Origin of the sequence: Streptomyces sp. SM1, from assembly GCF_002910825.1 — a bacterium.
Lineage (GTDB): Bacteria > Actinomycetota > Actinomycetes > Streptomycetales > Streptomycetaceae > Streptomyces > Streptomyces okerensis.
Genome location: NZ_NEUB01001057.1, coordinates 1 through 2,296, shown reverse-complemented (window position 1 = coordinate 2,296; position 2,296 = coordinate 1). Strand labels below are relative to the sequence as shown.

The following is a 2,296-nucleotide window of genomic DNA, read 5'->3' as shown; positions in this document are numbered from 1 at the left end:
GGCCTGTTGGGGGACCACGCCGTTGCCCAGCGCTTTGAGCTGTGCGGAGCGGGACAGGCCGGGGACGGCGGTGACGTGTCCGGCGGGCAGGCCCATGAGCCATTCGACGAAGGCGGGGCTCAGCCGTCCCAGAGCGTCAACTGGCCCGGGGGCGGGGCGCTGGAGGACCGTTTCCCACCGCGTGACCGCTTCGGCGTACTCGCCCCATTCGACGGCTCCGCCGGGAACGTGCTCACCGCCGTCTCGGGCAGGTTCGCCCTGCCCGACCGGACCCGCCGGTCCGTCGCTTCCGTGCGCGAGACCGCGCCCTTCGTGCCGTCCGTGGCCCTCGGGGTCGGCAGGAGCGAGCCCATCTCGGCGGCCAGGCTCTTGCCGTGCGTGCCCGCTTCCTGCGAGGGGCTGCGTTTGGTCTGCCGGTTCTCGTTCTCCGACGCGCGCGGGGTGGGCAGCAGCGAGACGACGTGCCGCAGATTCATCCCGCCCTGCGCCGCGTGCCCGGCTCCGGTGTTCTCCGAGGTCGACGGGGTCGGCAGCAGCAAGCCGACGGCGGTCGGAAGCTGCCCGCGCTGCCCACCACCCTTGAAGTCCCGTGCCGCCGGAGTCGGCAGGCCAGGCGAGGACGAACAGCCGTTTGCGCTGGTGAGCCGCTCCCACGTCAGATGCGCGAAGAGTGCACCACCGCGCATCGAACCCGAGGGCGGCAAGGTCTCCAAGCACGGTGTCGAATCCGAGAGAAAGGTGCCCTGCGACGTTCTCAAACACCGCGAGACGGGGTCGTAGAACCCCAAGGGCACGGGCGATGTCGGGCCAGATGTGCCGCTCATCAGCGGTCCCCTTCCTCTTGCCGGCGGAACTGAACGGCTGGCACGGATAGCCGCCGCACACCACATCGACCGGCCCGACGCGCGCGAAGTCGACGGCGGTGATGTCCCCCAGATTCGCCACCCGCGGGTAGCGGTGGGCCAGGATGCGGCTCGCACCGGGGTCGTTGTCCGCCACCCACACAAGCTCACCACCGAGCACGGCCTGGACGGCCATGTCCAGACCGCCGTACCCGGTGCACACGGAACCGATCCGCAGCGACGTCATGCCACGACCCGCTTCCACGCCGCCCGCAAACGCACCTCGGAAGCGGCGTGCCCCGACGCCCGGAACCGGGCCGACATCTCCCGGTACGACAGCGCGGGCGACTCGCTGTGCCGGATCTCGTCAACGACAACGTCCAGCGCCTCATCGGTGAGCGCCGGAACAGCCTCCAGCGAACGGGCCGTAAGCGGCTCCGTCGGCCCCCACACCGGCAGCTCCCACCGGGGCGTGACCCCGGGCGTGACGCGGCTCGTCACACTGGTCAGCGCCCTGCCCGTCTCCTCACCCGCGCGGGCCGTCTCCAGCGTCGACCACGCCCCGGAAAGAGTCTGTGCCGTCCGTGCCTGGACACGTGCGACGCGCGCCCCGGCCTCCGTCACGGCCGTCAGCCGCGTCTCCTCCGTCGCGGCTTCCGCCCTCAGTCGGGCGCGGGCCACGGCCGCCTCATCCCGCGCTTCCTGCTGAATCCCGCGGATCGCGTCCAGCGCGACGGGAGTGAGCGCGGTGCGCTCCCACAGGCCATGGACCAGCCACAGGGCTTTGGCCGCGATCGGCAGCCACGCCACCGCCAGCCACGCCCCGACGGCATGGTCGGCAGTCAGCGCGTGCGCGACCAGCACACCGGTAGCGACGAAGCCGAAGGACCAGCCGACGGCGGTCACGGCCCGGTTGTGGTCACCCTGCGCGGCCAGACGGCGTTCGTAGGCGAGGGTGGCCAGCCATCCCCCGTCAATCCCGAGACCCACGACCAGAGCGACCAGCCACGGCATCGCGGTGCCCAGCCACATCACCACCACGGCCAGGGTGAGCACCATGGACACGGCCGTCATCGCGACGGCCGGAAGAACGGTCTTGGCCCTCATGCGGTGGCCCCTTCCTGCTCGCGCACGTCCACGGCCGCGATCAGCACGACCGGAGTGGAGTCGTCGCCGAGGTCCCGGCTGTCCTCGATCCAGGACCACACCGCGCCCGGTACCACCTCGTAGCCGAGGGCGGCCAGCACGCGCCGGCGCTCCGCCACGGTGGGCACCGGGCCCGTGCGCTCCCACCGGAAGGTGGGCCACTCGGTCCCGCCGTACACGACGACGTACAGGCGCCACGCCCGGCCGTCGCTCGACATCTGCGCGGTCAGCGTCCTCACGCGGCACCCCCGGGCAGGCTCGCGCCGGCCGCCCGGTTGAGCAGCGCGATCCGCGCGGCGAGCGCGCGG

3 protein-coding genes are annotated in these 2,296 nt (G+C 72.4%); all 3 read right to left on the bottom strand.

Features of this window, described 5'->3' with window-relative positions:
* The coding region (locus tag B9S61_RS40170) for a DNA cytosine methyltransferase (RefSeq protein ID WP_258040144.1) at positions 1 to 1,038 on the bottom strand (1,038 nt) is incomplete at its 3' end.
* Positions 1,039 to 1,085: 47 nt separating this feature from the next.
* Positions 1,086 to 1,949, bottom strand: coding sequence for a protein spdB (locus B9S61_RS40165; RefSeq protein ID WP_103546634.1), 864 nt, complete (start codon positions 1,947 to 1,949; stop codon positions 1,086 to 1,088).
* A complete protein-coding gene (locus B9S61_RS40160) occupies positions 1,946 to 2,227 on the bottom strand; it encodes a DUF6303 family protein (protein ID WP_103546633.1) in 282 nt (93 codons plus the stop codon). Before B9S61_RS40160 ends, B9S61_RS40165 begins: the two co-directional genes overlap by 4 nt.
* Positions 2,228 to 2,296 lie beyond the last annotated feature (69 nt).